This is a genomic window from Microbacterium sp. AC026, assembly GCF_979258475.1.
The window spans coordinates 2,140,518-2,166,840 of sequence record NZ_OZ409857.1 but is presented as its reverse complement, the minus strand read 5'-3'; the positions used below and the strand labels follow the sequence as shown (position 1 = coordinate 2,166,840).

At 69.3% G+C, this 26,323-nt stretch carries 26 protein-coding genes; 9 read left to right on the top strand and 17 right to left on the bottom strand.

Annotated features, from left to right (window positions below):
- Positions 1–46 precede the first annotated feature (46 nt).
- Entirely contained in the window at positions 47–808 is a 762-nt protein-coding gene (locus ACZZ93_RS10730; protein ID WP_072590437.1) for an alpha/beta fold hydrolase, read from the bottom strand.
- A 104-nt stretch (positions 809–912) separates the two neighbouring features.
- On the opposite strand from ACZZ93_RS10730, the gene ACZZ93_RS10725 reads away from it, so the two are divergent.
- The gene (locus ACZZ93_RS10725) at positions 913–2,274 is read left to right on the top strand and encodes an MFS transporter (protein WP_463511081.1); all 1,362 of its coding nucleotides are present in this window, start codon (positions 913–915) and stop codon (positions 2,272–2,274) included.
- Positions 2,275–2,294: 20 nt separating this feature from the next.
- Here the strand turns inward: ACZZ93_RS10725 and ACZZ93_RS10720 are convergent, their stop codons facing one another.
- From ACZZ93_RS10720 to ACZZ93_RS10695, 6 genes are all read right to left on the bottom strand, one after another.
- The gene (locus tag ACZZ93_RS10720; RefSeq protein ID WP_463511080.1) at positions 2,295–4,949 is read right to left on the bottom strand and encodes a penicillin acylase family protein; all 2,655 of its coding nucleotides are present in this window, start codon (positions 4,947–4,949) and stop codon (positions 2,295–2,297) included.
- 133 nt (positions 4,950–5,082) lie between these two features.
- Positions 5,083–6,960, bottom strand: a complete 1,878-nt coding sequence (locus ACZZ93_RS10715; protein ID WP_463511079.1) for a YhgE/Pip family protein — start codon at positions 6,958–6,960, stop codon at positions 5,083–5,085.
- Positions 6,957–7,859 (bottom strand): hypothetical protein, encoded by a 903-nt coding sequence (locus ACZZ93_RS10710; RefSeq protein ID WP_463511078.1) that lies wholly within the window; start codon positions 7,857–7,859, stop codon positions 6,957–6,959. The genes ACZZ93_RS10715 and ACZZ93_RS10710 overlap by 4 nt, the downstream gene beginning before the upstream one ends.
- A complete protein-coding gene (locus ACZZ93_RS10705) occupies positions 7,856–8,479 on the bottom strand; it encodes a TetR/AcrR family transcriptional regulator (protein WP_463511077.1) in 624 nt (207 codons plus the stop codon). Before ACZZ93_RS10705 ends, ACZZ93_RS10710 begins: the two co-directional genes overlap by 4 nt.
- A gap of 233 nt (positions 8,480–8,712) precedes the next feature.
- Positions 8,713–10,146, bottom strand: a complete 1,434-nt coding sequence (argG, locus tag ACZZ93_RS10700) for an argininosuccinate synthase (protein ID WP_056275848.1) — start codon at positions 10,144–10,146, stop codon at positions 8,713–8,715.
- Between the two features lie 50 nt (positions 10,147–10,196).
- Positions 10,197–10,601, bottom strand: coding sequence for a winged helix-turn-helix transcriptional regulator (locus tag ACZZ93_RS10695; RefSeq protein WP_187249111.1), 405 nt, complete (start codon positions 10,599–10,601; stop codon positions 10,197–10,199).
- Between the two features lie 98 nt (positions 10,602–10,699).
- Between ACZZ93_RS10695 and ACZZ93_RS10690 the strand changes: the two genes are divergently transcribed.
- The 3 genes from ACZZ93_RS10690 to ACZZ93_RS10680 all read left to right on the top strand — a co-directional run bounded on the left by ACZZ93_RS10690 (position 10,700) and on the right by ACZZ93_RS10680 (position 13,684).
- Positions 10,700–12,082: an MFS transporter gene (locus ACZZ93_RS10690; protein WP_463511076.1), complete on the top strand. Its 1,383-nt coding sequence runs from the start codon at positions 10,700–10,702 to the stop codon at positions 12,080–12,082.
- A 13-nt stretch (positions 12,083–12,095) separates the two neighbouring features.
- Positions 12,096–12,887 carry an NAD(P)H-dependent oxidoreductase gene (locus ACZZ93_RS10685; RefSeq protein ID WP_463511075.1) on the top strand — a complete coding sequence of 264 codons (792 nt, stop codon included), beginning with the start codon at positions 12,096–12,098 and terminating at the stop codon, positions 12,885–12,887.
- An 89-nt stretch (positions 12,888–12,976) separates the two neighbouring features.
- Positions 12,977–13,684: a ZIP family metal transporter gene (locus ACZZ93_RS10680; RefSeq protein WP_320489437.1), complete on the top strand. Its 708-nt coding sequence runs from the start codon at positions 12,977–12,979 to the stop codon at positions 13,682–13,684.
- Positions 13,685–13,712: 28 nt separating this feature from the next.
- On the opposite strand, the gene ACZZ93_RS10675 is transcribed toward ACZZ93_RS10680, so the two are convergent.
- Genes ACZZ93_RS10675 through ACZZ93_RS10640 form a run of 8 tightly spaced genes read right to left on the bottom strand, consistent with a single transcriptional unit; the run spans position 13,713 to position 20,808 of the window.
- Positions 13,713–14,342 carry an ATP-binding protein gene (locus ACZZ93_RS10675; RefSeq protein WP_463511074.1) on the bottom strand — a complete coding sequence of 210 codons (630 nt, stop codon included), beginning with the start codon at positions 14,340–14,342 and terminating at the stop codon, positions 13,713–13,715.
- A 52-nt stretch (positions 14,343–14,394) separates the two neighbouring features.
- Positions 14,395–15,516 (bottom strand): hypothetical protein, encoded by a 1,122-nt coding sequence (locus ACZZ93_RS10670; RefSeq protein WP_463511073.1) that lies wholly within the window; start codon positions 15,514–15,516, stop codon positions 14,395–14,397.
- Positions 15,510–16,292, bottom strand: a complete 783-nt coding sequence (locus tag ACZZ93_RS10665) for a hypothetical protein (RefSeq protein WP_463511072.1) — start codon at positions 16,290–16,292, stop codon at positions 15,510–15,512. The genes ACZZ93_RS10670 and ACZZ93_RS10665 overlap by 7 nt, the downstream gene beginning before the upstream one ends.
- The gene (locus tag ACZZ93_RS10660) at positions 16,289–17,326 is read right to left on the bottom strand and encodes a vWA domain-containing protein (protein WP_463511071.1); all 1,038 of its coding nucleotides are present in this window, start codon (positions 17,324–17,326) and stop codon (positions 16,289–16,291) included. Before ACZZ93_RS10660 ends, ACZZ93_RS10665 begins: the two co-directional genes overlap by 4 nt.
- A complete protein-coding gene (locus ACZZ93_RS10655) occupies positions 17,308–18,294 on the bottom strand; it encodes a vWA domain-containing protein (protein ID WP_463511070.1) in 987 nt (328 codons plus the stop codon). The genes ACZZ93_RS10660 and ACZZ93_RS10655 overlap by 19 nt, the downstream gene beginning before the upstream one ends.
- Positions 18,285–18,776 (bottom strand): hypothetical protein, encoded by a 492-nt coding sequence (locus tag ACZZ93_RS10650; protein WP_053098330.1) that lies wholly within the window; start codon positions 18,774–18,776, stop codon positions 18,285–18,287. The genes ACZZ93_RS10655 and ACZZ93_RS10650 overlap by 10 nt, the downstream gene beginning before the upstream one ends.
- On the bottom strand, positions 18,763–19,650 hold the full coding sequence (locus ACZZ93_RS10645; protein ID WP_463511069.1) for a DUF58 domain-containing protein: 888 nt from the start codon (positions 19,648–19,650) through the stop codon (positions 18,763–18,765). The genes ACZZ93_RS10650 and ACZZ93_RS10645 overlap by 14 nt, the downstream gene beginning before the upstream one ends.
- Before the next feature lie 6 nt (positions 19,651–19,656).
- Complete coding sequence (locus ACZZ93_RS10640) at positions 19,657–20,808, bottom strand: AAA family ATPase (RefSeq protein ID WP_463511068.1); 1,152 nt, start codon at positions 20,806–20,808, stop codon at positions 19,657–19,659.
- Between the two features lie 233 nt (positions 20,809–21,041).
- Here ACZZ93_RS10640 and ACZZ93_RS10635 point away from each other — a divergent pair, with 233 nt between their 5' ends.
- Positions 21,042–21,920, top strand: a complete 879-nt coding sequence (locus tag ACZZ93_RS10635) for a hypothetical protein (RefSeq protein WP_463511067.1) — start codon at positions 21,042–21,044, stop codon at positions 21,918–21,920.
- Positions 21,921–21,964: 44 nt separating this feature from the next.
- Here the strand turns inward: ACZZ93_RS10635 and ACZZ93_RS10630 are convergent, their stop codons facing one another.
- Positions 21,965–22,705: a Pr6Pr family membrane protein gene (locus tag ACZZ93_RS10630; protein ID WP_463511066.1), complete on the bottom strand. Its 741-nt coding sequence runs from the start codon at positions 22,703–22,705 to the stop codon at positions 21,965–21,967.
- 63 nt (positions 22,706–22,768) lie between these two features.
- On the bottom strand, positions 22,769–23,704 hold the full coding sequence (locus ACZZ93_RS10625; protein ID WP_463511065.1) for a DMT family transporter: 936 nt from the start codon (positions 23,702–23,704) through the stop codon (positions 22,769–22,771).
- A gap of 209 nt (positions 23,705–23,913) precedes the next feature.
- Between ACZZ93_RS10625 and ACZZ93_RS10620 the strand changes: the two genes are divergently transcribed.
- From ACZZ93_RS10620 to ACZZ93_RS10605, 4 genes are all read left to right on the top strand, one after another.
- The gene (locus ACZZ93_RS10620; protein WP_056275880.1) at positions 23,914–25,200 is read left to right on the top strand and encodes an adenylosuccinate synthase; all 1,287 of its coding nucleotides are present in this window, start codon (positions 23,914–23,916) and stop codon (positions 25,198–25,200) included.
- 147 nt (positions 25,201–25,347) lie between these two features.
- Positions 25,348–25,908, top strand: a complete 561-nt coding sequence (locus ACZZ93_RS10615; protein WP_463511064.1) for a lactonase family protein — start codon at positions 25,348–25,350, stop codon at positions 25,906–25,908.
- Positions 25,872–26,225, top strand: coding sequence for a beta-propeller fold lactonase family protein (locus tag ACZZ93_RS10610; RefSeq protein WP_463511063.1), 354 nt, complete (start codon positions 25,872–25,874; stop codon positions 26,223–26,225). Before ACZZ93_RS10615 ends, ACZZ93_RS10610 begins: the two co-directional genes overlap by 37 nt.
- The gene (locus ACZZ93_RS10605) at positions 26,147–26,314 is read left to right on the top strand and encodes a hypothetical protein (RefSeq protein WP_463511062.1); all 168 of its coding nucleotides are present in this window, start codon (positions 26,147–26,149) and stop codon (positions 26,312–26,314) included. The genes ACZZ93_RS10610 and ACZZ93_RS10605 overlap by 79 nt, the downstream gene beginning before the upstream one ends.
- Positions 26,315–26,323: the final 9 nt, after the last annotated feature.

Sequence of the window (26,323 nt, the reverse complement as noted above, 5' to 3'; positions counted from 1 at the left end):
CATGCGTTCATGCTGAGTTGTGAACGGAAAAGTGCGGGGCGGCGGGTCAGAGGCCGTCGGCGAAGCTCTGGATCAGGCGCGCGGCCGGCTCGGAGTCGCTGATCAACGTGCCGTGGCCGTGATCCGGGATGACCTGCAGATCGGCACCCGGGATCTCGTCGATGATCTCCTGGCACCAGGTCATCGGAGCGAGCGGGTCGTCTTCCCCGCGCAGCACCAGCACAGGCTGATCGATGCGCGCGAACGCCTTCTCCGGCTCGTGCACGATGGTCGCCCGGATCTTGCGGATGAGGTGGGGGCCGCCGCGCAGATATTCGCGGGCACCTCGCCAGATCACGAGCGGGCGCTCGCCGACCAGGTCCGTGAGGAGATAGCTCGCCTGCGCTGCGACGTTCCGTGCGGCCTTGTTGACGGTCGGACCGGCGAGCACGACGCCCTCGACGAGGGAGGGATGCCGGGCGGCGAGCTCCGCGGCGATCTGACTGCCCATCGAGTGCCCGATGACGACGACGGGGCCCTCGTCGGCATGACGGAGGTACGCGGCGACGAGGTCTGCGTGACGCTCCATGGTGAAGGTGCGAGCGGGCTCGGGTGCTTCGCCGAAACCGGGCAGGTCGAGTGCGATCACCCGGCCTTTCAGCCGCTGTACGACGTCGAGGTAGACGCTGCGGCCCATGCCGATGCCGTGCAGCAGGAGGAAGGTGTGCGGTCCTTCGCCGAAGGTCTCCGCGATCAGCGTCGCGCCCGCGTGCTCGAACTCGAGCAGCGTGACGGGGGTGCCCTTCGGGGCGAGATAGCTGGAGACCACACCTCAACGCTAACCGAGTGGGACCCCTGGGACGAACCGGGATCCACGCACGCCTTATGCCGGTGTGCGACGAGGGGCGAGCCTGCGTCGTGCGAGGATGAAGGGTGTCTTCGCCGAACCCCGATCCCGATCAGATCGAGTCGGAGGGCGAGACCTCAGGCTCGACCAAGGGTGTCATCGCGCGCATCGCCGACGGGCTGAGCGATCCGGTGCTGCGCGCGCTCGTCGCCGCGACGGCCGTCTCACGCATCGGCCGCGGCGTCTTCCTCGCGGTCACCGTGCTGTTCTTCACGCAGATCATCGGCCTCTCGCCCGCGCACGCCGCGGTGGTGCTCGCCGTGTCGAGCGGATGCGGGGTGGTCGGGTCGCTCCTCGGCGGCTGGCTCGCCGACCGGTGGAGCGCCCGACGCCTCGCCTTCGGCTTCGAGATGGCGGGTGGCGTGCTGCTCGCCGCATACGCGTTCGTCGGGGACTTCGTGTCGGCGCTCGTCCTCGCCAGCCTCTCGGGCTTCTTCGACTCGCTGGGGTATTCCGCTCGTTCCGCGATCATCGCCCGGGGCTTCGCGCCGGACCGGCGGGTGCACGCGCGTGCGGTGCTGCGCACGGTCACGAACCTCGCGATCGCGGCAGGCTCCGGATTCGGCGCGATCGCTCTGGCTCTCGGCACACCCGAGGCCTACCGCGTCGTCATCGCCTGCGCGGGCGCCGTCTGCGCGCTCGGCTCGCTCTCCCTCCTGCGGCTGACATCGGCCGTCGACGCGCCGACGCGCAACCGGGCCGCGGCTCAGCTGACCGAGACGGGATCCATCGACACGCACGCCACGGCCGCGGCATCCGCCGAGCGCAGGGACTGGAACCGCCGCTCGCCGTGGCGGGACCCGAGGTACTTGCTGCTGAGCGCGCTCTCGGCGATCTTCGGCATGCAGTTCGGAGTCGCGGAACTCGGGGTGCCGCTGTGGATCAGCGAGTACACGAATGCCCCGGATGCCACGTTCGCAGTGCTCCTGATCGTCAACACCGCGCTGGTCGTGCTGTTCCAGGTGCGTGCCTCCCGTGGCACGCACGACCTGCGGATCGCCGGCAGGGTGACGATGATCGCCGGCTGGCTGATGGTCTCCGCCTGCCTGATCTACGCGCTCGCCGCGGGGCTTCCGGCATGGGCGGCGATCGTCATCCTCATCGTCGGCATGATCGCGCACACGTTCGCCGAGATCCTGTCGCAGGCCGGAGCCTGGGGTCTCAGCTTCGAGCTCGCCGATCCTGTGCGAGCGGGCGCCTACCAGGGCGTGTTCGGCATGGGCTTCTCGCTCGGAGCCCTGGCGTCGCCGATCGTCGTGAACGCCACCGCGATCACCTTCGGCTTCGTGGGCTGGGTGATCCTCGCCGCGATCTTCCTCGCCGCAGCGATCGGCATCTGGCTCATCGCACGCCGCGCCGCAGCATCCGCCACGCCTGCTCCAGACTGAGCCCGCAGAGCCGTTCCGGGCTAACCGGCCGGCGCCAGCACCAGAGTGTGACGCGTCGCCGCATCGACCGCCCCGTCGGTGAATGCCCACGGCCGCTGAATCCCCGCCGCCCAGTCGGACGTCTGATCGACGTAGTGCTCGTCGAACGCGTGTCCGGATGCGCCGGTGAGGTGGATCCAGGTCGAGGCGTCGAGATCGGAGAGGTCGACGACCATGCGCATCGACGGCACGGTGGTCGTGGCGTACGACGTGCCGAGATCCCAGCCGGTGGCGTTGACCACGGACGCGCCGCCGCTGACGGCGTAGGGGCCGCGATTGAAGAGGGCTTCGATCGGGGCGATGCCGGAGGACCCGAGGGTGTCGCTCGTGAGGGTGATCGCGTGCAGGTCGCCCCACCTCCATGCGGTGACGACGTCGCCCTGAACCGCGGTGAGCTCGTCGTACGCTTCCTCGGCCGACAGGGCGAGCATCTCGTCCATGCCCGCGACATCGATGCTCGGGTTGGTCCAGAGCGGGTCGGATGGGTCATCGAGAAGATCCGCGACGACGGTGAAGAGTCGACCCTGGCCGTCGATCGGCAGGGGCTGGTCGCGTTCGGCGAACAGGTTCTGCACGAGGTTCGACCAGAGGACGTTCGCGTAGGCGGCCGCGGCCGACCCTGCGTCGTTCTGTGCGTCCCACGAGCGCAGCAGCGCCACGGCATCTGCAGTCCCCGCACCCGTCACCTCCACATCCTCCATCTCCGTTGCCAGTCGCTTGCCGATCCACATCTCGCTGTCCATCTGGATCTCCCGCATGTCCTGGGCGGTGAGCGGTGCGGCGGCGGCGCGTCGCTCGATCAGGTGGGCGATGCGATCCGCCCGATAGCCGTAGTCCCAGTCCCGTGAGAGGAAGTAGGGGTAGTCGTCGGTGACGATCGCGTTGTTCGCGGTCACGATGTACCCGGATGCCGGGTTGTACGACACCGGCAGTTCGTCGAACGGGATGAATCCGGTCCAGTCATAGCTGCTGTCCCAGCCGGGCTGCGGCATCCATCCGTCGCCGGCCCCGCGCACGGGGAGGCGTCCGGGGGTCTGATAGCCGATGTTGCCTTCGACGTCCGCATAGATGAGGTTCTGTGCCGGCACGTCGAACAGCGCGGCCGCCGCGCGGAACTCCTCGAAGTCCTGGGCGGTCGACAGAGCGAAGATCGCGGTCGCGGCCGTGCCGGGGTCGAGCGCCGTCCAGCGCAGGCTGACCGCGTACTCGGCTCCCTCCGGCGCGGTGCCGGTGGGTGCCGGACCTGCGGCGCCGCCGGCGGCGAGGCCCGGCTCAGGGTCGTCGGCGATCGCGGTGAAGTCGTCGGTGAGACCCGAGATGATCGGTCCGTGCACGGTCGACCGGATCGTGAGATCGATGTCGTCGCCCCCGGCCACCGCGATCGTCTCGGTGGTCTCGTCGATCGGCACCAGCGCGCCGTCGCGCCAGTACTGGTCGCCCTCGATCCGCTCGACGTAGAGGTCGGTGACGTCGGTGGTCAGGTTGGTGAAGCCCCAGGCGACCTGCTGGTTGTGGCCGATCACGATGCCGGGGAGACCCGAGAACGAGAAACCGCCCATGTCGAACGGGCAGTCGTCGGTGACCTCGCTGCACCGGAGCTGCACCTGGTACCAGACCGAGGGGAGTGATGCGCCCAGGTGCGGGTCGTTGGCGAGCAGCGGCATGCCCGTGTCGGTGAGGTCCCCGGACACGACCCACGAGTTCGATCCGATGCCCTCGCCGACATCGCCGACGAGCAGGCTCGCCGCCTCGATCACGTCCGATGCCTCCTGCCACTCGATCGTCGTCGCCGCCTGCTGCATCTCGCCGTCGTTCCCATCGGTCGTGAACGCGGCGGGCTCGGCACCGGCCTCGGTGATCGGGGCGGTCGAGATCTCGGGGACGATGACGGGGTGATCCTCGAACGGATACGGCGGGTACAGCTCGTCGAGCGTCGTGGTGATCCCGGCGGCGTCGGAGGTCTCCGCCAGCTGCGCGGCCAGGAGCGAGCGCTCGACCTCGTCTTCGACATTGCCGCGGAGATCCCAGGCCATCGCCTTGAGCCACGCCACCGAATCGGCCGCTTCCCAGAGCTCCGGCGCGTACTCCGGGTTTTGTATTCCGAGAACGGCATATTCGAGCGACAGCTCGGCGCCCGAGCGGGAGGAGAGGTAGGCGTTGACGCCGTCGGCGTAGGCCTCGTAGTAGCCGCGGGTGACGTCGTCCATGGCCTCGACCTCGGCCTCGGCGACCTTGCGCCAGCCGAGCGTGCGGAGGAAGGCATCGGTCCCGGCCTGCGATTCGCCGAACATCTCGGCCACGCGTCCCGCCGTGACGTGGCGGCGGAAGTCCATCTCAAAAAAGCGGTCCTGCGCGTGCACGAAGCCCTGGGCGTAGAAGAGATCGTGCGATGAGTCGGCGGTGATGGTCGGGATGCCGCTGGCGTCGCGCTGCACCGTGACCTCGGCCTGCAGCCCGTCGAGCGACAGGGTGCCGTCGGTCTGCGGGAACGAGCGCTGGATGGTCCAGGTCACGAAGAAGGCGCCGGCGACGGCGACCACCACGATCGCAGCGACGACGAGGAACACGATGCGGCCGATGCGAGCACCCAGGGAAGGGCGCGACGGGTCGACGATCTCGGTCGAATGGGTTGTCATCTTCGAGAACTCTTTCGGGTGGCATGGCGGAACTCAGTCCCAGAGAGTCCCAGAGCGCGTCTCAACAGACGCTTCCGGAATACTACCCATAAAGCATTCGCGGGCGGGGGTGTTCTCGCCCCCGCCCGCGGCGTCAGCCGATCAGGCTCGGCTGCAGGTCGCGCAGCGTGCGCCGGTGCGTCATGCGCGTCACTCCGATGGCGGCGAGCAGCAACGCGCCGACCAGCCAGATGCCCAGCACCACCAGATCCCAGCCCGCCCGGCCGAGGTTGCCGCCGTACATCAGTTGCCGCATGGCGTCGACGACGTAGCCGAGCGGCAGCACGTGGTGGAGCGCGGCCAGCGGGGCGGGGAGGGTCTGCCAGGGGAAGGTGCCGCCCGCGGTGACGAGCTGCAGAACCATGAGCACGAGTCCCAGGAACTGCCCCACGGAACCGAGCCAGACGTTGAGGGCGAGGATGATCGCCGCGAAGGTCGCCGACGCGAAGATCATCACGCCCAAGGTGCCGATGGGGTTGTTGAACGTGAAGCCCAGGGTGATCGCGAGGATGCCCATGAGCCCCAGCATCTGCACCGCGCCGAGCATCGCCGGGGTGAGCCACCCGGCGAGCGTCACTCGGATCGGAGAGTGCAGCGCCGTGACCGCGCGGCGGGAGATCGGCTTCACGATGAGGAACAGGGCGTAGATGCCGATCCAGGCCGACAGTGCGGCGAAGAACGGTGCGAGACCGGCGCCGTAGTCCTCGGCAGAGGCGACCTTGTCGCTCGAGACCTTGACCGGGTCGGCGATCGTGTCGGCCTGCAGCGTGCGGAGCTCCGGCGTCGACACGGGGATCTGCTGCACACCGTCCGAGAGCCCGTCGCGCAACTCGACCGTGCCTGACGCGAGGGTGCCGAGCCCATCGCGCAGTTGGGCCGCGCCGTCGTTCGCGGCCGCCGCGCCGGTGGCGACGGTCTGCGCGCCGCTGGCCAGGGTCTGCGCGCCGCCGGCGAGCTGCGAGGCGCCGGATGCCACCGAGTCCGCTCCTGCGGCGAGCTGGTCGACCTTGTCGACCGCGTTCTGCACGGTCGAGTTGCCCTCCTGGAGTCGTGTCGCGAGGGGATCGAGTGTCGTGAGGACCCGATCGATCTGCTCCGGCGTCAGGCCCTGATCCGTGAGCACGGTGGCGATGTCCTCGCGCGCCTGGGGCAGAGCATCCGTCGCCTGCTGCACAGCCGATCCGGCCCGGTCCGCGACGTCGGCCAGCTGCCGGTTGCCGTCACTGACCTGCTGAGCCCCCGACGCCAGCGTCGCCGCACCACCGGCGAGCTCGGACGCGCCGCCCGCGAGCTGCGACGTGCCCGCAGCGAGCTGAGAGGTTCCGTCTGCGAGCGTCGCACTGCCGGTGGCGGCGGTGTCGGCGCCGTCGGCGAGCTGGGTCGCTCCGTCGACCGCGGTCACGAGGTTGTCGCGCACCTCGCTGAGGCCGGTGAGCAGGCGCTCTGCGGCCTCGCTGCCCACCATCTCGGCGACCGAGCTGCGGATCTTCTCCACCGCCTGCGTGCCCATCGACGACGCGAGGTAGTTGTTCGCGTCGTTGGTCTCGAGCTCGATGCGCGCCTGGTGGGGGTCGTCGCCCGCGGCCGAGGTCAAGGCCGACGAGAAGTCGACGGGGATCGTGACGGTGAAGTCGACCGTTCCCTCCCGCAATGCGTCGGCGGCCTCGTCGGCCGACATCCGCTGCCAGTCGAACGCGTTGCCGTCGATGAGGTTGTCGGCGACGTCCTCGCCGTAGTTCACGGTCTCGCCGGTGGCGGCATCCGTTCCCGTGGTGGGCTCGGGGGCTCCGCTGTCATCGACGACCAGCGCGACGGGGACCTCCGGGAACTTCGCGTACGGGTCCTGATTGGCCCAGAGGTACAGGCCGCCGTAGAGGATGGGCACGCAGACCAGTGCGATCAGGGCGATCACGCCCATCCTGCTCGCGGTGAGGCGCCGCAGCTCGGCGGCGATCATGGCGGGAACCTTCATCGCTCGCCTCCGTTCTCTGTCGTGTTCGGCTCGGGTTCTGCGGGTGGGTCTTCGTCGTCGGCCGGGGGAGAGCCGAGAGCATCCAGGTGCTCGGCGTCGGCATGCGGTGTCGCGGGGCGCTCGTCCGGGTTTTCCGCCTCGGGCTCTGGCTCGGGATCCGGTTCGGGCGCCGGCTCTGGCTCAGGGTCGGGCTCGGGATCCGGTTCGGGCACCGGCTCGGGATCCGGTTCAGGCTCGGGTTCAGAGCCGCCGGGCAGGTCGAGCACGAGCGGCTCGACCGGTCCGGACGCGTTGATCGCCTCGAGTTCGTGCATGCGCTCGAGGGCGACCGCGGCGGATCCGCCGATGACGACGAGCATCGCGTACCCGCGGTCGGCGAACTCCGACGCGATCCGCCACCAGCCGTCCGGGCTGCCGCCGTGACGGTCGGGCGAGACGAGCACGATTCCTTCGGTGCCCGTGCGGAGGATCGCGAGTTCGCAGAGGATGCGCACCCGTGCGGCGGGATCGACGTTGCCGATCGCCACGCCGGCGAGCTCGCCGAAGCCGAGTTGATTCAGCCAGCGCCGTGCGTGCAGAGGGGTGGCGCCGACGCCGGCGAACATGAGCTCTTCGCCGACGACACCCGCGAGGGTGATGTCGGCGTGGGGATCGCTCACGTCGGGGGCGTCGACGAGCGCGATCGTGCGGCGCAGCGCGCGGTTGTCCGCGTCGCCGTCGATCGTCACGCGCCCGGTGTCCGGCCGCATCCGACCGCTGGCGATGAGGCCCAGCACCGTCGGGCGCTGCTCGGTCTCGGCGAGTGCGAAGCGCACGGCTCCGCTGTGGAACTCGAGGCTCGTCGTCGGCAGCGCCTGACCACCGCGCCCCTTGCTCACGTCGTGCAGGGTGACCCTCATGCGCTGACCTCCTGTGATTCGACGATGTCCGGGTGCGCGCTCAACAGCTCGTCGGCCTCGCGCCACGAGAGTCCGGCGATGCTGAGCAGAGCGCGAACAGCGAGATCGGCTGCCCCGGTGCTCGATGCGTCGGTGCGCGAGACGACCGTGCGGGCGACCTCTTCGATGAGGCGGGCGAGGGTCGGGGCAGAGAGGTCTGTGCGGAAGCTGCCGTCTTCCTGCCCGCGACGCGCGAGGGCGGCGACGGTGCGGCGCAGCGGGGCCAGGGCGTCTGCGGTGTGCTCGACGTGGGCTTCGTCGAGGGCGAGCGCGGCTGCGACCTGAACGTGCGCGGCCTCCTGCCAGAGTCGTGCGGCGAGGCGGGCCAGCGCGATGCGTGAGTCGGCGTCGGTGACGGATTCGGCGATCGCGTTGAAGCGCTGCGCTCCGACCGAGATCAGCTCGCGGATCAGAGCCTCTCGGTCGTCGAAGTGGCCGTAGAGGGTGCGGCGCGACAGGCCGGCGCCGCGGGCGATGACGTCGATGGACGCCCGCGGGTCGGTGGCGAGGGTCGCGCGGGCCGCATCGAGGATTCCGGCGCGGTTCTCGACGGAGTCGCGGCGGGGAGCACGGGTTGTCATGCCCCTATTCTACGTATTGTGCACAGCCGTGTGCAAGATAACTCGGGGGACTCACAGGGTCTGAACGGTGGGCCGTTCACAACTCAGCACGGATGGGCGCTTAAAGCCGCAATCAGCACCATGCGGACCCGAATCCCGGCGCTCATGCTGAATCGTGAACGGCGAGCGGCGGGCACAGACAGAGAAGGGGGCGGATGCCGCAGCATCCGCCCCCTTCTGCAGAACCCTTGACGTCAGTCGGTGCCGGAGTCGAAGGCAGCGCCCTCGGATGCGGTGTCGACCGCGTCGGCGAAGTTCTCGTCGACCTCTTCGACGGAGCCCGTGATCTCGCCCGACTCGCCGGCGGTGACGCGTCCGACGAGCTCGCCGGTCGCGCCGCCCACGAGGCCGAGGCCTGCGTACTGCTCGAGGCGTGCGCGCGAGTCGGCGATGTCGAGGTTGCGCATGGTGAGCTGGCCGATGCGATCGACCGGGCCGAAGGCGGCGTCGCCGACGCGCTCCATCGAGAGCTTCTCGGGGCCGTACGACAGGTTCGGCGAGGTGGTGTCGAGGATCGTCCAGTCGTCACCGCGGCGCAGGCGGATCGTCACGGTGCCCGAGATCGTGAGGCCGACCCAGCGCTGGATGGACTCGCGCAGCATGAGCGACTGCGGCTCGAGCCAGCGGCCCTCGTACATCAGTCGACCGAGGCGGCGACCCTGCTCGTGGTAGGTCGCGAGGGTGTCCTCGTTCAGGATTCCGTTGACGAGGCGCTCGTAGGCGATGAAGAGCAGCGCCATGGCCGGGGCCTCGTAGATGCCGCGCGACTTCGCCTCGATGATGCGGTTCTCGATCTGGTCGCTCATGCCGAGGCCGTGGCGTCCGCCGATCGTGTTGGCCTCCTGCACCAGGGCCACCGGGTCGGTGTACTCGACGCCGTTGAGTGCGACGGGGCGGCCGGCCTCGAACGTGACGGAGACGTCCTCGGTCTCGATCGCGACCGAGGGGTCCCAGAACTTCACGCCCATGATGGGGTCGACGGTCTCGAGCGAGACGTCGAGGTGCTCGAGCGTCTTCGCCTCATGCGTGGCGCCCCAGATGTTGGCGTCGGTCGAGTACGCCTTCTCGACCGAGTCGCGGTAGGGGAAGTCGTGGGCGACGAGCCACTCGCTCATCTCCTTGCGGCCGCCGAGCTCGGTGACGAAGTCGGCATCCAGCCACGGCTTGTACACGCGCAGACGCGGGTTGGCGAGCAGGCCGTAGCGGTAGAACCGCTCGATGTCGTTGCCCTTGTAGGTCGAGCCGTCGCCCCAGATGTCGACGCCGTCCTCCTTCATGGCGCGCACCAGCAGCGTGCCGGTGACGGCGCGGCCGAGGGGAGTGGTGTTGAAGTAGGTGCGGCCGCCGGAGCGGATGTGGAAGGCGCCGCAGGCGAGCGCCACCAGGCCCTCTTCGACCAGCGCGGTCTTGCAGTCGACCAGGCGCGAGGCCTCGGCGCCGTACTCGAGGGCACGGCCGGGGATCGACTCGATGTCGTCTTCGTCGTACTGACCGAGATCACCGGTGTACGTGTAAGGGACGGCGCCCTTGTCGCGCATCCACGCGACGGCGACGGAGGTGTCGAGTCCTCCGGAGAAGGCGATGCCGACGCGCTCGCCGACGGGAAGTGACTGGAGGACCTTGGACATGCTTCCCAGTCTATCGGCGGCGTGTCGGCTGTTTCGGACGGCGTCGGCCGTCAGCGGGCGACGCCGGCGTCGAGTGCCTCGGGCTCGGAGTCGAGCCGCACCAACTCGCGTCGCTGATGCGCGGCGTAGCCGGCACCCCAGCTCGTGAGCGCCTCGACGAGCGGCATCGATCCGCGCCCGAGGTCGCTGAGGCGGTATTCGACTTTGGGAGGCACCTGCCGGTAGACCGTGCGGAGGATCAGGCCGTCATCCTCCAGCTCGCGCAGCTGACGGGTGAGCACGCGGGCTGTGGGCTCGTCGAGAAGTCGGCTGAGCTCCCCGAAACGCAGCACCTCATGCTCACCGAGGAGGCTGAGGATGCTGGGCTTCCAGGCCCCGCCGAGGACGGCGATCGAGATCTCCGCGTCGCACGCGTCGCCCCACTCCCGGACGATCCGCTCGGTCTTCTCCCTCATCGGCTCCGCCTCCTGGTCGTCATGGTATCCATTCGGTCACTATCTACCCCGAATGACAGTACTTGTCTGAAGTGTACTCAGACCGTGAGACTGATGCGGTGACCTTCCCGATTCCCACGGCATCCGCTCGACCGCGCACGACCCTGCATCCGTGGCTCGCCATGATCCCGCTGCTTCTCGGCATCCTGATCGGGGCTCTCGCGATCAGCAGCATGTCGACCGCACTGCCCGCGATCCGCGGCGATCTCGTCCTGTCCGACAGCGGCGCGCTGTGGCTCGTCGACGTGTACGCGCTGTCGCTGGCGGCGACCCTGATCATCGCCGCCAGGATCGGAGACGCGTTCGGTCGCAAGCGGATCGTGCTCGCCGGTCTCGCCGGCTTCGCGGTGCTCAACCTCGTCGGCGGATTCGCTCAGGACGGGATGCTGCTCATCGTCGTCCGGGCGCTCCTCGGCGTCGCCGAGGCGTTCGTCGTGGCGGGCGTCGTCGCGACGATCGGGGCGCACTATCACGCACGGCAGCGCGTGCTCGCCTACGGGCTGTGGACCGCGACGTTCGGTGCCGGCAGCGCGCTCGGGCCGGTGCTCGGCGGGCTGGTCACCGAGGGGCCGGGGTGGCGCTGGCTGCTGCTCGGAAGCGTGCCGCTCGCCGTCGTCGCCGGGGTGCTCGCGATCTGGCTCGTGCCGGATTCGCGCAGCTCCCGTCGCCCGTCGTGGGACATCCTCAGCATCGTGACGTCGATCGTCGCTCTCGGGTCTCTCGTCTTCGCCCTGCACGAGGTGCTCGCCGCTCCCGTCGCCGCCGGCATCGCAGGTGTCGTCGCCGTCGTGACGCTCGTCTTCTTCATCCGCCGCCAGCGTGCCCTCGCCGAACCTCTCATCGACATGCGGCTGTTCGGCGTGCCCGGCTTCAGCCCTGCGATCGTGCGCATCCTGGCGAGCAGCGGGGTGTCGACGGCATCCGTGCTCCTGGTGAGCCTGCACCTGCAGGATGCGCGGGGATTCAGCGCGGCCGAAGCCGGTATCGCGATCCTCCCGCAGGCGGTGGCGATCGCCCTCGGCGGGGTGCTCGCACCCCTGTTCCTGCGGTGGTTGACCTCGCCGACGCTCACCGTGCTCGCCCTGGTGGTGCAGGGGGCGGGACTCGCGTGGCTGTCGACGGGCGTCGAGCTGGTCGTGATCCCTCTCGTGCTCGTCGGCGCGGGGTTCGGAGTCGCGGCGACGCTCGCCGCCACCACGCTCTTCGACGTCACGACGGAGGACGACGCCGGTCAGGTGGGGGCGATCCAGGAGGTCGGGTTCGCCCTCGGCGGCGGTCTCGGCATCGCGGTGCTCGGCACGATCGCGTCGATCGTCGGTTCGCGCGGCTTCCTCGTCGCCCTGCTGGTCGCGACCGTCGCGGTCATCGCCGCCGCCCTCCTGCCGCTGTGGAGACGCTCGCCGGTGAGCACTGCCGAGAACCCGGCCATCGATGCCCGCTGAAGGAAGGACACTCGTGTCAGCATCGCGCCCGACCGTCCACTGGATCTATGCCCACCCCCAATCGAGCTCGTTCAACGCGCGGCTGTTCCGAGATGGCGTCGACGCTCTCGCGCGCGACCACGATGTCGAGATCACCGACCTGTACTCTCAGGGCTTCGATCCGGTTCTCGGAGCGCCGGATCTGGGCGAGCCCCGGGGGCGTGAGGGCAGCGTCGTCGAACTGATGGGCGAGGCGTACGCCGCGGGCCAGCTGCCGCCGGACGTCACCGAGGAGCAGCGCAAGCTCGCGGCCGCCGACCTCGTCGTGCTCCAGTTCCCGCTGTGGTGGTACGGACCGCCGGCGATCCTCAAAGGCTGGCTCGATCGGGTGCTCACCAACGGCTTCGCCTACGGCCCCGCGGATGCCGAGACCGGTCTGCCGCTGCGATACGGAGAGGGCCCGCTCGCCGGGCGCCGAGCCCTCGTGATCGTGACGGCAGGGGAGGACGAGCGCTCGATCGGAGAACGGGGCATCAGCGGGGATCTGGACTCGCTGCTGTTCCCGCTGACCCACGGCACCCTCTGGTACACGGGCATCGAGCCGCTCGACCTGCACGTCGTCCACGACGCTGACGGGTTGGACGCGGAGCGCGTCGATCTCGAGAGCGCACGGCTGATCGAGAGGCTCTCCGGAGTGGCGTTCGAATCTCCGAGCCGCCCGTACCGTCGGCTGCGCGATGGCGACTACCACGGCACCCGGGCGCTGCGATCGGACCTGCTTCCCGGGCGCACCGACCTCGGCATCCATCGCGTCGCGGTCGACTGAGGCGACGCGGCCCGACGCGCGCGGGCGTAGCTCTCCGCTTCTGCACGATCGGCCCCGACGGTGGCAGAGTGTCCGTGAAGGAGGACGGCATGGGTGGAGCGATCCTGTGGGGCGTCGTCGCGGCGTCGCCCCTCATCGTCGGCGCTGTTCTCGCTCTGCTGCGCACCTGGCCGCCGCGCTGGCTGGGCATCGTGCTCGGCTTCGGAGCCGGTGCCCTGATGGCCTCCATCGCCTTCGAGCTGTGGGAGGAGGGGCTGGACCTCGCAGGCCCCATCCCTCTCATCGTCGGCGTGGTCGCTGGCGCGCTCGCGTACTTCATCGCCGACCGGATCCTCGATGCGCGAGCCGCGAAGTCCCAGGAACGGGGAGCGGGCGTCCCGCTCGCGCTCGGAGCACTGCTCGATGGCATCCCCGAGCAGCTCGTGCTGGGAATCGGACTGGCCTCCGGAGAACCGGTGAGCATCGCGCTCGTCGTGGCGATCGTGGTCTCGAACCTGCCCGAGTCGATCGGCTCGGCCGCCGACCTGCTGAAGGGCGGCATGGCGAAGTCGCGCGTGCTGCTGCTGTGGGCCGGCATCTCGGTCATCTGCGCGCTGGCGACCGTCGCCGGATTCGCGGTGGCGAGCAGCACCGGCGACGACTTCCGGGCCGGCGCGAGCGGCTTCGCGGCAGGCGCGCTGCTCGTGATGCTCGTCGACTCGATGGTGCCCGACGCGCAGCAGAAGGCCAAGCAGGTGACCGGGCTCGCGACCGTGCTGGGCTTCGCGCTCGCCGCGGGGCTCTCGCTCGCGAGCTAGCATCACCGCGATGAGCCCGCCCGATAGGTCAGCCCTCGCGGACGACCCGGATGCTCACCCAACGGAACGCGGCGAGATCCGTGTCGCTGAGGTCCGTCGGGTCGCCGAGCTCGGAGCGAAACGTCACCGTCGTCCCGGTCCCCGCGCCGGCGCCGGGCGAGACTGCCGGATCGGCCAGGATGCGCAGGTCCGTCGACGGGACTCCGTGGTGGTATTCCTGCACCCACCGCCCGTCAGCCCGCCGGTTCTCGTGGGCGAGGACAGAGCTGAGTGCCGAGACTGTCGACATTCCGCGGCGCGGCAGACCATCCGGCAGAAGCGGTGCCGAGGCAGATTCGAAGAAGCGGACATCCCGGGTGGCCATGACGGGCTTCCGCACGATGTTACCCCCGCCGTCGGTCCGCGTGTCGGTGCCGCGGCCATCGTCGGCGACCGACACCGAGCCGTCGCGAGAGATGCTCACGACGACATGGCCGATTCGCCCGAGCCCAGCGGCCTCGTCGTCCGCGTACGCGAGGACTTCGAGGATCTGATGGCGGCGTCCGCCGGGTTCGTACATGGCTCGTTCGTCGCGGATGCCGTGCAGGTGATCGACGTCGACATCTCGCGCCCAGTCATGCGTCGTGATGGTCCACGTGGCGCGATCCTCCGACTTCATCACCGCACTCTACCGATCCGCGGCCGGTCGGGGATGGCAGACTCGGCAGGGCTCAGAACCCGGGGTACTCCTGCAGCTTCTGCTCGAACTCGGCTCGGTCCGCATCGCTGAGCACGGCGCTCGCGATGACCACCATCTGCAGCCCCTCGAGGGGCTCGCCGGTGCGGGCGTTCTGCGCCTCGCGCGTCGTCAGGAAGTCGCCCGACGGGTCGTTCGAGAGGTCGAAGATGTTCGCGTAGAACCTCATCGGATCGGGGTAGTTCTCGGTGTAGTACTCCCACGTGTGCTGCTCGCGCGGGTCTTCGCTGCCGTAGAGCTTCGCGATCATCGACGGGTCGATCCCCGAGTACTCCCCGTTGAACGAGTACAGCGTGGGCAGACCGTGCTCGGCGACGACGGAGTCGATCGTCGACATGACCTCGAGCTTGAGGCTGTAGTCCTGGATCGGCTCGGTGGTGGCCCAGCCGGCGGAGGTGTACTCGATGAGCATCGATTCGCCGCCGTAGCCGTTGCGCTCCGGACGCAGATCCTCGTCGCCGACCTGCACCCAGTCGTATCCGTACTCGGCGGTGATGCGCTCGCGGATGTCGGCGAACAGGCTGTCCGCCTCGGTCTTCACCTCTTCGAGCGACTGCTGGTTGAGGGCATCCTGCGGATCGGTGCCCTTGATGCCCGGGTAGGCCTCTTCGTGCTTCTGCTCGTCGGTCTTCATGCCGTCGTAGCTGCCCGAGGCCGACGTCTGCAGTGCACCGATGCCGCCCACGGTGGCGACGTTGAAGATCAGCGTGACGGCGAGGGCGACGGCGGCCAGCGTGCGTCCTCGGGCGGTGAACAGCGCGCCGATCACGACGGCGACGACGACGAGCTGCAGCGTCAGCATCGTCACGCCGTAGACCGCGTCGGTCGCTCCGATCGCGAGCATGATGAGGAGGATCAGGGCGAACAGGATGCCGGCGATCAGTGCGATCCAGCCGAGTGCGTTCGCCGGCTTCTTCTCGGCGGAGGCGACCTCGCCTGCGGTCGCCGTGCCCGACATCGCCGGAGCGCCGGGATGCTGCACGACCGGCCCGGCCTGGCGGCGGGCGTTGCGATAGCCACCGGGCGGCGGCACGGGCGGCGCACCCTCCGTGCCGGCGACGTAGCGGGCCCGCTGCTTCTCGTGATCCATCACCATGGCTTGTCCGTTCCCGAGCCTCCGCCATCGTCGCCCTGCTGCTGATCGCGCTCCTGCGTGCCCTGCTCGAGCTTGTCCTCGAGCTCTTCGAGCTTCTCGTCGGAGGGCTGCGGCTCCTGCTCCTCCTCCTCCGGCGGCGGCTGCTCGTTCTGCTGCTTCTGCTTGAGGCGGTCCTCGAGGTCTTCCCTGCTCTGCTGCATGTCTCGGTCGGGGTCGGACGACTGCTCCTGCGCCTCGTCGCTGTTGCACTCCTCGGGCATCTCGGTCGTGATGGTGAGCGCCTCGCCGTAGAACTCCGCGGCCCCCGCGCCGTCGCCCTCGGCGCGGGCGGCGTCGCCCATGCGCTCGAGGACGAGAGCGAGGTTGATGCGCACCGTGCACACCTCGAGGCCGGTCGCGAGGTCGAGTGATTCCTCGAGCTTCGCCCGAGCATCCGGCAGCTTCTCGGCGCCCGCCAGCGCGGTGCCGACGTTGAAAGGCGCCTTGAAGGGCTCGAACCAGTTGACGAACTCCTGCCCGCGGGCCGACGCCTCTGATCCGGCATAGTCATCGGCCACGTACGCGGTGATCGACTGGTGCGCGAATGCGTACATGCTGAGGATCTTGCCGACGAACAGCAGTGCGGCCAGCGTCAGCGGAAGCGTGCCGATCGCGATCCACCGTCGGATGCGGCGACGGCGACGATTCGAGGCCAGCAGCGCGGCGGCGGCCGACGCCCTCAGGTCCTCAGGGCTGTCGGACGGCGTCCCGCCGGCGCGTGCAGACAGATCTGTCATGCGGCACCTCCGTCGGTCGTCCGGCGTCGCGGCGATGTCGACGGCGCTCGCAGCAGACGCAGTCGGGCCACGAGCATGCTCGCCCTCGTGAGCTCCACGCCGAGCAGCGCCACGATCACGAGGGCGGCGACCCAGTAGAGCTCGGTCACGTTGCCCACGGTTCCGGACTCCGCGTAGGTGGTGGTGGTCGAGGGCGCCTCGGGCAGGGTGAGTGCGGCACCCGCGGTCCGGTGCTGGTACTCGACTCCGAGATCCGAGGCGATCGCCTCGAGGTTCCCCTCGTCGATCACCGACAGCGCGTTCGCACCCTCGTACTCGATGTATTCGCTCGACGAACCGTCCACGCCGCCCGTGGTGAGCTTCATCGGTCCGCCCTCCGCGGTGCCGTACCCGAGCACGGCGCCGGCGTCGGTGAGCTCGGCGCTCCCGTCGAACGGCTCGGGGGCCGACGAGACGGTCTGCTCGCCGTCTCCGAAGTAGAACACCATGCGCGAGCGATCGGGCGACGACTCGGCCGCGTTCGACAGGGTATCCGAGAGCAGCTGGTTCGCGATGCCGATGGAGCTGCCGCGCGACTGGCTCGTCACCTCGGGGCGCAGCACCTCGAGCGACGAGACGAGCGCGGTGGTGTCGGTGGTGAGCGGCATGCGGAGATCGGCCGTGGCGTCGAACGTGATCAGCGCGAACCGCGCACCGGGGTACTCATCGACGATCGCCTGCACGTCGGCGCGGACGCCGTCGAGGCGAGGCTTGTCGCCGTCCCAGTCCTCGGCGACGATGCTCGCGGTGGTGTCGACGACGAGCACGATGTCGGTGTCGGTCGCGAGGGTCTCGGTGGCACCGCCGGGGATCCCCGGGCGCAGGAGCATGACGAAGCAGGCGAGCAGCATGACGAGCCGCATGGCCCAGAGCGCCCGTCCGCGGCCGGTCGCCCTGACCAGCGCCATCACGGCGAGGGCGGCCACCGGCGCGCAGAGCAGAGCGAGGAGGAAGACGTTCAGCACGGGCTGGAAGATCACAGTCTCACCCTCCACAGCACGACGATGAACGAGAGCATCGAGATCATCAGCACGACGATCCAGAGGTTCGGCGCGTCTGTCCAGACGACCTGCGCCTGACCCTTCAGCGCGGACGCCTCCTGCTCCTGCACCTGCGTGACGATGTCGCTCACGGTGGTGGTGTCCCGGAGGCCGTACGCCTGTCCGCCCGTGGCCTCGGCCGCCTTCGTGAGCTCGGCGCTGACGTCGGCGTCCTTGCCCTGCACCGGGTTGAGTGCGAAGACGCGCACGCCGTTCGATGCGGCATACGCGGCGGCCTCGTCGAGCGTCACGATCGAGGCGCCGTTGACCTCGTTGTCGGTCGCGAAGATGATCGAGCGCGACCGCTCGTCGTCGGGGTGGTCGAACGCCATCGCGCATGCCGCGAGGCCGTCGCCGATCAGCGAGGCACCGTTGCCGTTGAGCGTGCCCACCCAGTGCTCGGGGACCGATTCGGTGAACTCGAAGCTCTCGCGGATGCTCTGCAGGTGGCTGCGGATGAACTCGTAGTCATCGGTCAGGGGGAAGATCTGCACGGGCGAGCTGTTGAAGATCGTGAGGCCGATGCGTTCGCCCTCGAAGCCTTCGAGCAGCTCCTCGAAGACCGTGAGCACCTCGACGTCGACCTCGCTCATCGACCCCGAGACGTCGAGGCAGAGCATGATGTCGCGGCTCGTATTGACGGGCTGGATGGTCTGCGACGCCATCGGCCGGGCCGAGACGACCCCGGCCGCGAGGGTCGCGATCACGCCGATGAGCAGGATGCTCGACAGTGCGAGCACGCGGCGGTTCAACGCCTGGCGGAAAGTCGGCAGCGCGCGCAGGCGCTCGGCTCGGGCGACGCGGGCGCGCTCGTGGGCCTCGGTCTTCACACCGCTGCGCAGCCCGATGACGATTCCGAGCGCTATCGCGATGACGACGACGGCCACGGCGACGAGGATGAGCCACCCGTTCGCTAGTGCCATGTGCGCACCACCGTTCGGGCCGCCTCGGCGCCGGCGATCGGGTCGATCGCGGGACCGGGCCGGAAGATGCTGGGGTAGTAGTGGCGACCCATGGCGTCGACGAGCGCGGGATGGACCCCTCGAGAGACGAGGTCGTCGAGCGCGAGCACCGGTGCCTCGAGTCCGCTGTACTCGTTCACGAACGTGCGCACGACGCGGCTGAGCTCGAGGTTCGCGTTGCGGGCGGACAGGGTGCGGGCGCGGTAGTCGTCTTCGATGCGCTGGATCCGGTCGAAGTACTCGACCCGCAGCTGCGACAGCACGTCGGTGGTGAGCAGGGTCGGTCCCTGGGCGTCGCGCGACAGCGTGAGGTCACGTCGCGGCCTGGTGAGCGCCACGACCACCCAGGCTGCCGCGATCAGCAGCAGGAGGATGCCGAATGCGACCAGGATCCAGCCCCAGCCGTATTGGAAAGGCGGGTACAGCTCATCAGAGTCGGGCATTCGACCTCCGATTCAGCAGCTGGAGCAGCTGCGAGACGGCGTCGTCCTGACCCGCCAGCACGCTGTGGCTGATCTCCATGCGCTTGAGCAGCTCAGCAAGACGCGCCGCGTCGGCCTCGGTCTGCGCGGAGAGCTCGCGGATGATGGCGGGATCGCCCTGCACGAAGTCCGGCACCTCCCACATGCTGTCGACATCGCTGCGGATGGTGGCCGTCGCGTGGTCGAGCACCGGATCGGCGTCGCTCACGGTCAGCCACAGGACGTCGTGCTGCACGCGCAGTCGGCGCAGCATCCGTTCGGTCTCCGTCGTGACCGGAGCCTCGTCGGTGATGACGACGACGATCATGCGGCGAGAGATCGTGCGCGTGACGTACGACAGCAGCGCGTCGCGGTCGCTGGCTGCCCTGCTCGTGTCGATCGACCGGTCGATCGTGCGCAGCGCGTGTTCCAGTGCGCCCTCGCTGCGGCCCGGCGCGCGGCGACGGATGCGGTCGGAGTCGCCGTAGACCAGTGAGAAGTCGTCGCCGTGCCGCAGCGCCAGCACGCCGAGCACGCCGGTGGCGAGGATCGCGAGGTCCTTCTTCGACTTCTCGTCGTGCGCGAGCGCGCCCATCGAGCGGCCCGTGTCGACCACGAAGAGGACCGTGTGCATCCGCATCGCACGGTGCCGCTTGACCAGAGGAGTGCCCAGTCGAGCCGTCGCGCGCCAGTCGATGTCGCGCACCTGATCGCCGTACTCGTACTTGCGCAGGTCCTCGAAGTCGAGGCTGCGGCCGTGCAGCAGCGACGCGTAGGCGCCGTCGAGCGCGTGCAGCGACTTGCGCGACGAGTGGATGAAGAGCTTGCTCTTCACCTGGGCGATCAGGCTGGCCATGGCGGGTCAGGGCGTGGGAACGGACGCGAAGATCTGGTCGATGATCTCCTCGCTGCGGATGCCCTCGGCGTCGGCCTCGAACGTCAGCAGCACGCGGTGACGCAGCACGAGGTGGCGCAGCGAGCGGATGTCCTCGGGGATCACGTGGCCGCGGCCGTTGAGCAGCGCCAGCGCCCGCGACGCCTGCAGGAACGCGATGCTCGCACGCGGGCTCGCGCCGTACTTGATGAAGCGCGCGCGCTCCTCGCCGATGTACGGGCCGGGGTTCCGCGTGACGTAGGCGATCGAGACGATGTAGTTGCGGATCGCGGGGTCGACGTAGATGCGGCTCGCGACGTCCTGCAGCATGTGCACGTCGTCGAGGCTGATGGCGCTCGAGACGTGACGGTCGGGATCGAGCACTCCCGAGTCGATGCGGCCGAGGATCTCGAACTCCTCGGCGGGACTCGGGTACTCGACGATCTCCTTGAGCAGGAAGCGGTCCATCTGCGCCTCGGGCAGCTCGTAGGTGCCCTCCTGCTCGATGGGGTTCTGCGTCGCGATCACCAGGAACGGCTTGGGCAGGTGGTGGACCTCGCCGCCGATCGTGGTCTGGTGCTCCTGCATGGCCTCGAGCATGGCGCTCTGGGTCTTGGCGCTCGAGCGGTTGATCTCGTCGAGCAGCACGAAGTTCGCGTGCACCGGTCCGAGCACGGTGCGGAACGACCCGGTCGCCGCGTCGTAGATCTGGTTGCCCGTGATGTCGCTGGGCAGCAGGTCGGGGGTGCACTGGATGCGCTTGAACTGCGCCCTCACGGTGTCGGCGAGGGTGCTGGCCGCGGTGGTCTTCGCCAGACCCGGAACGCTCTCGAGCAGGATGTGCCCGCCCGCGATCAGCGAGATCAGCAGGCTCATGCGCAGACGCTCCTGGCCGACCATCTTGGCCGAGTACGCGTCGGACACGGTCTTGAGCACGGCGCTCGCGCGCTGGAGCTCGGCGTCCGTCGGCGCTTCGGACTTCCTGCTCGCCGACGGGGAGGCCGCGGGGGCCGCGGGGGCCGACGATTCGGCGCGGGTCGCGGGAGCGGGAGGAGCCGGCGCGGCGGCCTGGGCGGAGGGCGCAGGCGGAGGCGGCGGCGTCGAACCTGCGGAGGGGCCGGGCGCGTAGGGCTCGTTCATCGGTGTGTCTCCTCGTTCCCACGGGGGACGCGTCGACGACCCCCCGTCGACCAGCGTAACCGCATCGGCCGGCGCGGCTCCGGCCCCGGCGCGGATGGCGCGGCGGCGGGGCAGCAGGGGGGACGGCATCCGTGACTCGACATCATGAGATCTGATCCGGCTCGACGCGTATATCGGCGGAGCGACGGACGCGTGCTTAGCTGAGAGCTCGATCTTCGGATGATGCGGGAACGATGAAGCAGCTCAGAACGATGCCGCGCAGTGCGCTCGAGTACTCGATCGGACGACCGCTGTGGGTGGCCGTCGTCGTGCTGAACGTGATCCTTGCGGCCGTCGCCACCTCTGCTTGCGCCTGGGCGTACCTGCACGACACCGGGTCCATGCGATCCATGATCGGCGTGCTCATCGCTGTCCCTTCGCTGTGGTGGGTGATCGCGGTGACACTCTGGCTCACCACGCTCTCTCGCCGGCGCGTCAGCGCGGAGGACATCAGTCGGGCGAGTGCGAGCGTCCCCGGGGGCATCCTCCTCCCCGGATCGAAGCTCGTGCCCGCGATGACGCTGGTCGCGGCGCTCGCCGCCGCGTCGACCTTCGCGGTCGTGGCGGCGACCGTCAGCGGTGTGTGGCGCATCATCTGGGCACTGGTCGCCGTGCTGCTGCTGGGTCCTGTCGTCAGTCACCTGATCTCACTGCGGCAGCCTCGGCGACTGTTCCTGCATCCCCGCGGACTCGGATCCGCGACCTTCCACCTGGATGCCGAAGTGCACTGGGACGACATCCAGAGCATCGACCTCGGCGTCGGCATGAACAACTCGATGGTTCTGAAGGTGGGTGTTCGTCCTGACGCCCAGAGCTATCGGGAACGGTGGCGTCATCCTTTCTCACGCAGGCGGGGCGTGATCGACATCGACCCGGCAGTGCTGGGGCTGGACGGGACACTGCTCTGGCTCGCCCTTCGTCTCTACGTACTCGAACCATCGACGCGGGAGGAGCTTCGCGGTGACCGTGTTCCGACTCGCCTCCTCGATCCGCGTGAGGCCCTGGCCACGACTCCTCAGCACGTGAGTGATGCGGTGCTCGCGACGTTCAGGCCCGAGGGCGGAACCCGATAGCCGCAGCGTGAGCCGCTCCGCCTCGGGGCAGGCTTCTCGCCGCATCATCCTCGGGCGCGCGGGGACTCCTCGACGTGCGTCGTGTCGGCGACGTCCTGAGGGGCGCCGCGCTTGCGGCCCACCCAGATGACCACGCAGGCCACGCCGATGATGGCGATGGCGATGCCGACGATGTAGCCGGCGACCCCGAGATAGCCGCCCGGCACGATGTGGGGGTTGAGGAACGGGTACGGATACCACCAGGCCTCGCCGGTGGCGGGGGCGATGATGAGATTCGCCCGGATCATCGTGTAGACGACCCACACGATGGGGAAGATCGTCGCTATCGCCACGGCACGCCAGCGCAGCGCGCGCCGCCGCGGAGCGAACAGCAGGTCGACCAGCAGGAACAGCGGGAAGACGACGTGCAGCACCTCGTTCGACCAGGGGACCGTGACGCCCTGGGGCAGTTCGACGCCGCGGAGCAGGGTGTTGTAGACGATGCCCGTGACGATCATGTACGTGCTGACGCAGACGAGGAGGACAGCGAGCCAGCCGGGCTCCCGCTCGTCGTCGTGACGGTGGCGCAGCGCCCAGACCGCGGCGACGATCAGCACGATGGCCGCGAGCAGGTTCGACAGGATCGTGAAGAAGCTGAGGAAGTTCGCCGCGACCGTCGGCAGGTGCTGGCCCCACTCGGTGGTGGCCGCGAGAGCGTTCTCGACGCTGCGTGCGAGCTGGGCGATGATCGCCGCGAGTCCGAGCGCTGCTGCTGCCAGTCGGGCGTAGGGCCACCAGGTCGTCATTTCGCCTCCGCGCACACTTTATCGGTCAGTATGCCGGTTGACGCTAGCCTCGATGCCGTCACGTCACGCGGCGCGGCGTCCCCACTTCATCCGTGTCACGAGCACCCCGAGCAGGCACAGTGCACCGCCGACGAACATGAGCGGGGTCGGCACCTCACCGAGGATCGCCCACGACATGAGGATCGCGATCGCGGGCACGACATAGGTCGTCGCCGACGTCTGGCCGGCCGTGCTGCGCTGCAGGACGTACGCCCAGGTGGTGAACGCGATCGCCGTCGGGAAGATGCCGAGATACACCACCCATAGCGTCGAGCCGAGCGGGGCCGTCTGCAGTGCTCCGACCAGGCTGCCTGCCCACGGGAGCAGCGCGACCGTGCCGGCCACCGCGCCGAGGAACGTCAGCGTGGTCGCGTCGGACCCCGCGCTGAGCAGATGCTTCTGCAGCAGAGTGCATCCGGCGTACATCACGGCCGCGAGCAGCGCGAGCAGCAGCCCGGTGATGTCGGGACCCTCGCTCGTCGACGAGTTCATGCCGATCAGGACGACACCGAGGAAGGCGATCGGCGCGCCGATGATCAGCGGCTTCGGAAAGCCTTCACGCAGGAAGAGCCCGCTGAAGACCACCACCATGAGCGGCGCGAGGTTGACCACCATCGCGGCCGTGCCCGCATCGAGCGTGCGCTCGGCGGCATTGAGGGCCAGGTTGTAGACGCAGAACCACCCGACACCCCAGACCGCGACGAGCCACCAGTTCCTCCGGTCGGGAAGACGGATGCCGTGGCGCACCGCGATGATCGCGAGCACGGCGCTTCCTACAGCCATGCGCAGCAGCGCCAGCGCGCCCGGGTCGAAGTGCGGACCGGCGCCGCGGATGCCGATGAACGCCGAGGCCCACAGCACCACCGTCACCAGTGCGGCGACAAGCACGAGTGGACCCTGTGGTCGGGGCTTCGCGGGGTTCAGGCTGTCGTCGCGGCGCACGCGACCGGTCTTCGGCATCCTTCGATCCTGGCACCGGCCACCGACATCGGCGATGCGCCCGAGCGACAGCATCCGCTCGTTTTCCGCCACGGGTCGCTGCAGTCCGTTCGAGAGCGTCCGCCGCCCACAGCCCGGAGGGTCGGCGAACGACCTTCGATAGGATGGAGCCGCCCGAAGAGGGCCAGCTCATCAGCCGGTGCAAACCCGGCGAAAGCAAGGGGATACCCATGCCAGGAATCGTTATCGTCGGCGTCCAGTGGGGCGATGAGGGCAAGGGCAAGGCCACCGACCTGCTCGGCGAGCGCACCGACTGGGTCGTCAAGTTCAACGGCGGCAACAACGCGGGCCACACCGTCGTGGTCGGCAATGAGAAGTACGCACTGCACCTGCTGCCGTCCGGCATCCTGTCGCCGGGCGTCACGCCGGTGATCGGCAACGGCGTCGTGATCGACCTCGAGGTGCTCTTCAGCGAGCTCGAGGCGCTCGGCGGCCGCGGCATCGACGTCTCCCGTCTGAAGGTGAGCGCCAACGCGCACATCATCACCCAGTACCACCGCACTCTCGACAAGGTCACCGAGCGCTTCCTCGGCAAGCGCATGATCGGCACGACCGGCCGTGGCATCGGCCCCGCCTACGCCGACAAGATCAACCGCGTCGGCATCCGCGTGCAGGACCTCTTCGACGAGAACATCCTGCGCCAGAAGGTCGAAGGCGCTCTCGATCAGAAGAACCACCTGCTGGTGAAGATCTTCAACCGTCGCGCGATCACCGCCGACGAGGTCGTCGAAGACCTGCTCTCGTACGCCGAGCGCCTGCGGCCGATGGTCGCCGACACGGGATACCTGCTCGACGAGGCCCTGCGCCGCGACGAGGTGGTCGTGTTCGAGGGCGGTCAGGCCACCATGCTCGACGTCGACCACGGCACCTACCCGTTCGTCACGTCGTCGTCGGCCACGGCGGGCGGCGCGTCCACCGGATCGGGCGTCGGCCCCGGAGCGCTCGACCGCATCGTCGGCATCGTGAAGGCCTACACGACCCGTGTCGGCTCCGGTCCGTTCCCCACCGAGCTGTTCGACGAGCAGGGCGAGTGGCTGCGGTCGCGCGGCTTCGAGTTCGGCACCACCACGGGCCGTCCGCGCCGGGTCGGCTGGTACGACGCCCCGATCACCCGCTACGCGACGCGTGTGAACGGCATCACCGATCTCGTCCTCACCAAGCTCGACATCCTCACCGGACTCGAGCAGATCCCGGTCTGCGTCGCATATGACGTCGACGGTCGACGCTTCGACGAGGTGCCGGTCAACCAGACTGACTTCCACCACGCGACGCCGATCCTCGAGTACTTCCCGGGGTGGAGCGAGGACATCTCGACCGCACGCACGTTCGACGACCTGCCGAAGAACGCGCAGGACTACGTCATCGCGCTCGAGGGCATGAGCAACACGCGCATCTCCGTCATCGGCGTCGGCCCCGAGCGCGACCAGGTCATCGTGCGTCACGACCTGCTCGACTGAGGCTGACATGACCCGGTTCTGGCTCGGCGGGTACGGACCCGCGATGGACGGCTCGGCCGACGGCATCGGCCTGCTCGCGGGCGACGAGAGCGCGCCCACCGCACTCGAGTATCGGGGAGCGGTCACGCAGACCCCTCCCCGTCGTGGTTGGCGCAGCATCCGTCGCTCGACGTCGTCTACGCGGCGCTCGAAGGGGATGCCGGAGTGCAGGCGTTCGCGCGCAGCGGCGACTCGACGCTGAAGCCGCTCGGTGAGCCGGTCGCCGCGGGCGACGGCGTCTGCCACGTGGCGGTCTCGTCGAGCGGATCGTTCCTCGTCGCGAGCTGCTACGGCGACGGCCGGGTCGTCCGCATCGGCATCGACTCGCAGGGCCGCCTGGTGCCGGATGCCGTGAACAAGGCAGCCGAGCTGCGTGCCGCTCTCCTCGGCGAGCCGCTCGAGGCGGCGCCTCCGGCGGGAGTCGCGGTCGCGGCATCCGATCCGTACCCCGGCGAGCTCACCGCGACGGGTGAGGAGCGCGCATCGCACGCGCACTCGGCAGCCTTCCTCGCCGACGGGCGCATCGCGACCACCGATCTCGGCTTCGACCTGGTGCGGATCTGGCGACCCACCGGGGTGGCCTGGTGCTCGATCACGAGGTCGTGTTGCCCGTCGGCACCGGCCCCCGGCATATGGTCGTGCACCCCAGCGGCCACCTGCACGTGGTGACCGAGTACTCGTGCGAGGTGTTCACTCTCGGCGCCGGGCGCGACGGCACGTGGGCTGTCGTGTCGTCGGTGCTCGCGAGCCCGATCGCCGAGATCGGCGTGGACTTCCCCGCCGAACTCGCCCGCAGCCGTGACGCGCAGTTCCTCTACACGGCCCTGCGCGGCAGCAACACGATCGCCGCGCTCCGCGTGCGCGGGGAGGCGAGGCTCTCGAGTCGATCGCACTCGCCGACTCGGGCGTGGACTGGCCCCGTCATCACGTCGTGCACGACGGCAAGCTGCTGGTCGCGGGGCAGCGCTCCGACACCGTCGCGCTGATCGACCTCGACGAGCGCACGGGCGCGCCGCTCGGCATCCGCCACCTCGCGCAGGCCCCGGCGCCTACGCACATCCTGCCGGTTCGCTGACGCGCCCGC

Bases quoted from the DNA above. Each gene is read 5' to 3' on its own strand.
- ACZZ93_RS10720 (WP_463511080.1), bottom strand. From the start codon at position 4,949: ATGACAACCCATTCGACCGAGATCGTCGACCCGTCGCGCCCTTCCCTG.
- ACZZ93_RS10715 (WP_463511079.1), bottom strand. From the start codon at position 6,960: ATGAAGGTTCCCGCCATGATCGCCGCCGAGCTGCGGCGCCTCACCGCG.
- ACZZ93_RS10710 (WP_463511078.1), bottom strand. From the start codon at position 7,859: ATGAGGGTCACCCTGCACGACGTGAGCAAGGGGCGCGGTGGTCAGGCG.
- ACZZ93_RS10705 (WP_463511077.1), bottom strand. From the start codon at position 8,479: ATGACAACCCGTGCTCCCCGCCGCGACTCCGTCGAGAACCGCGCCGGA.
- argG (WP_056275848.1), bottom strand. From the start codon at position 10,146: ATGTCCAAGGTCCTCCAGTCACTTCCCGTCGGCGAGCGCGTCGGCATC.
- ACZZ93_RS10695 (WP_187249111.1), bottom strand. From the start codon at position 10,601: ATGAGGGAGAAGACCGAGCGGATCGTCCGGGAGTGGGGCGACGCGTGC.
- ACZZ93_RS10680 (WP_320489437.1), top strand. From the start codon at position 12,977: ATGGGTGGAGCGATCCTGTGGGGCGTCGTCGCGGCGTCGCCCCTCATC.
- ACZZ93_RS10675 (WP_463511074.1), bottom strand. From the start codon at position 14,342: ATGAAGTCGGAGGATCGCGCCACGTGGACCATCACGACGCATGACTGG.
- ACZZ93_RS10670 (WP_463511073.1), bottom strand. From the start codon at position 15,516: ATGGTGATGGATCACGAGAAGCAGCGGGCCCGCTACGTCGCCGGCACG.
- ACZZ93_RS10665 (WP_463511072.1), bottom strand. From the start codon at position 16,292: ATGACAGATCTGTCTGCACGCGCCGGCGGGACGCCGTCCGACAGCCCT.
- ACZZ93_RS10655 (WP_463511070.1), bottom strand. From the start codon at position 18,294: ATGGCACTAGCGAACGGGTGGCTCATCCTCGTCGCCGTGGCCGTCGTC.
- ACZZ93_RS10650 (WP_053098330.1), bottom strand. From the start codon at position 18,776: ATGCCCGACTCTGATGAGCTGTACCCGCCTTTCCAATACGGCTGGGGC.
- ACZZ93_RS10645 (WP_463511069.1), bottom strand. From the start codon at position 19,650: ATGGCCAGCCTGATCGCCCAGGTGAAGAGCAAGCTCTTCATCCACTCG.
- ACZZ93_RS10640 (WP_463511068.1), bottom strand. From the start codon at position 20,808: ATGAACGAGCCCTACGCGCCCGGCCCCTCCGCAGGTTCGACGCCGCCG.
- ACZZ93_RS10635 (WP_463511067.1), top strand. From the start codon at position 21,042: ATGAAGCAGCTCAGAACGATGCCGCGCAGTGCGCTCGAGTACTCGATC.
- ACZZ93_RS10630 (WP_463511066.1), bottom strand. From the start codon at position 22,705: ATGACGACCTGGTGGCCCTACGCCCGACTGGCAGCAGCAGCGCTCGGA.
- ACZZ93_RS10625 (WP_463511065.1), bottom strand. From the start codon at position 23,704: ATGCCGAAGACCGGTCGCGTGCGCCGCGACGACAGCCTGAACCCCGCG.
- ACZZ93_RS10620 (WP_056275880.1), top strand. From the start codon at position 23,914: ATGCCAGGAATCGTTATCGTCGGCGTCCAGTGGGGCGATGAGGGCAAG.
- ACZZ93_RS10610 (WP_463511063.1), top strand. From the start codon at position 25,872: ATGGTCGTGCACCCCAGCGGCCACCTGCACGTGGTGACCGAGTACTCG.